Origin of the sequence: Streptomyces sp. NTH33 (assembly GCF_003236365.1) — a bacterium.
Lineage (GTDB): Bacteria > Actinomycetota > Actinomycetes > Streptomycetales > Streptomycetaceae > Streptomyces.
This window is the reverse complement of the sequence record NZ_POTZ01000752.1, coordinates 1-2,112: the sequence shown is the minus strand read 5'-3', so window position 1 is coordinate 2,112 and position 2,112 is coordinate 1. Positions and strand designations below refer to the sequence as shown.

Genomic DNA, 2,112 nt, shown 5'->3' with positions numbered 1-2,112 from the left:
ACATGGAAGCCGAAGGCTACCGGGGCTACTGCCTCGAAAGCGTCGCTGCCGACTACGACGTCGTCCTCATCACCGGCGCGGTAGCCGTCGCGGGCTGCCAGCGCTGCCTCCAGCCACTGCGTGTCCATCCGCAGGTCGTCCGCGGACAGTTCGTCCATGTCGCGCTCGGGCGCCATCGCCTCGTGCACGCGGTCGCGGATCCGGGCGACCTGCTCCTCGGCCAGGGCGAGGAAGCTGCGCAGTTCCAGGGCCCGGGTGATGGCCGCGGAGGCGTCCGGGCCGGCGGCCTGCCCGTACAGGTCGGTGACCGGGGCGCCGAAGACCTCGTGGAGCCGGGTGTCCTGGGTGCAGGGCTTGTCGCGGACGCTCATCGCAGGACTCCCCGGCCGGTGGCCGGCGCCGTCGCAGGCCGGGCCGGTGCGCTGGTGGGCACGGCCGGGCCCTGGCGCCGGCCGCGGTCGAGGCGGGCCAGCCGGTCGGCGTCGGGACCCCGTTTGCCTGGTGCGTCGGGGTCGAGCAGCCACCGTACGACCATGGCCCGCCCGTCGCGGGCGGTAACGGCCGCGTTGACGCGGTGGGCGAGGTCCATCGTGGGGTCGTCGACCTCGCTGGGCTGCGTTTCCAGGGCCCGCAGCAGGTCGTCCTCCGCGCGCTCCAGAGCGGTCTGGGACTCGGTGAGCAGACCGTGCCAGCGCACGACGTCGGTGGCCTGGCGATTAGCGTCCGGGGCGGCTGCGACGGCGGTCTTCAGCTCGCCGATGCTCATGCCGAAGCGTTGCTCGATCTGTTCGGTGAGCACGCCCACGACATCTTCTGCGTCGTCGGACACAGGGCTTTCCTTCCTGGGAGGGACACGGATACAGGCAGGCGGAGTTCGAACGCTGAGTCAGTCCAGGCACATGCGGACATCGCGGTAGACGTAGGTGCCGGAGACCCAGCCCTTCACGCCGGTGGTCGTGTCCGTGATGTAGTGCCAGTTCCCGCTGGTCTTGTGGACGGTGAAGCGGTGGCCGCGGTAGAGGATGCCGAGCCGGATGGACTTGGCCGACGCCTTGGAGCGGATGACGACGGCCTGCGTGCCGATGACCCAGGGGCCGGGCCGGTCGCACGCCCGGGTGGCCGGCATCGTGCTCGGCGCGGATGCCGGAGCTGCCGCCGTGGCCGCCGTCGCGGACACGATCGGCAGGGCGAGCGCGCCGAGCACGGCGGCGGACAGCGCTATTCGGGATGAGCGCATGCGGAAGTAACCTCCATACGGGAAAAGGGGAATGCAGAGAGAAGCGGACCGGGCATTCGCCCTGTCGGCCGCTACTAGAGTCCACGGATTCGCCGGTTTGGCTAACCGGCGATCGTCGTCTATATTTCCGTCCGCTTCACGGGCTTGACTTCAGCGGCTGCGGCCCGCGGGACGTTGTGCGGGGGCCGGAAGGGAATAGTCCGATCGCGGGACGGACCGGGCCGTGGGCTGGACCGGTGGCAGAGGAGGAGCCTCGCCGCTGAGGGCGTCCTCGCACCACTGCAGGGTTTCGGCGTAGGTGGCAAAGCCGCCCTCGCGCAGGGTGTGGGTCCACGCGCCGGTGTCCACGGCCTCGTGGAGCACGCGAAACGGGGACAGGCTGCCCACGTCGAGTGAGCGCAGGACCACGACGGTCACGGCGTTGTCGGGGTTGTCGTCGGTGTAGCTGTGCAGGAGAGCGAAGTGGTCGCCGTCGCTCATGAGCCTGTGTTCCAGCGCACGGGTCGTCTCGTCCGCCGGGGCGGTTCCCATACCGGGCGCCAGGCTGATCTCCTTGGGCGGGCAGCCGCGGTGGATGAGCCAGGACTGTGCCATCGCCGGCAGAGGCAGTCTCGCGTGAGCGAAGCGGAACGTCTTCGCCTCCAGGTCGCGCTGCAGGTGCAGGGCGACGAGCTGCGGCTCCCCGGGGGTGCCCCAGGTGACGGCACCGTTGTGGAGGACGTGGTAGCTCGCGCCGTCGGGGGCGTGATGCTCGGCCAGCGGGGTGAGTTCGCTCTGCTCGATCTCGATCGCGCGCCGGAACGCTTCCCGGGTCTGCTCGTCGGCGGCTTCGAAGCCGTCCAGACGAAGGTCGAGTGCGGGTGGGTGCATAGGCC

General features: G+C 70.5%; 4 protein-coding genes. All 4 read right to left on the bottom strand.

Annotated elements, in window-relative coordinates; translation table 11 throughout:
• Positions 1-371 (bottom strand): hypothetical protein (locus tag C1I97_RS35835; protein ID WP_258382907.1); only part of this gene is annotated, 371 nt, incomplete at its 3' end.
• Positions 368-829 (bottom strand): hypothetical protein, encoded by a 462-nt coding sequence (locus tag C1I97_RS35830; RefSeq protein WP_111007104.1) that lies wholly within the window; start codon positions 827-829, stop codon positions 368-370. The genes C1I97_RS35830 and C1I97_RS35835, both read right to left, overlap by 4 nt.
• Positions 830-886: 57 nt before the next feature.
• Positions 887-1,237, bottom strand: a complete 351-nt coding sequence (locus tag C1I97_RS35825) for an SH3 domain-containing protein (protein WP_181447073.1) — start codon at positions 1,235-1,237, stop codon at positions 887-889.
• 150 nt (positions 1,238-1,387) lie between these two features.
• Positions 1,388-2,107 (bottom strand): hypothetical protein, encoded by a 720-nt coding sequence (locus C1I97_RS35820; RefSeq protein WP_111007103.1) that lies wholly within the window; start codon positions 2,105-2,107, stop codon positions 1,388-1,390.
• Positions 2,108-2,112 lie beyond the last annotated feature (5 nt).

Excerpts from the sequence above, each read along its gene's own strand:
- C1I97_RS35825 (WP_181447073.1), bottom strand. The coding sequence starts at position 1,237 with ATGCGCTCATCCCGAATAGCGCTGTCCGCCGCCGTGCTCGGCGCGCTC.
- C1I97_RS35820 (WP_111007103.1), bottom strand. The coding sequence starts at position 2,107 with ATGCACCCACCCGCACTCGACCTTCGTCTGGACGGCTTCGAAGCCGCC.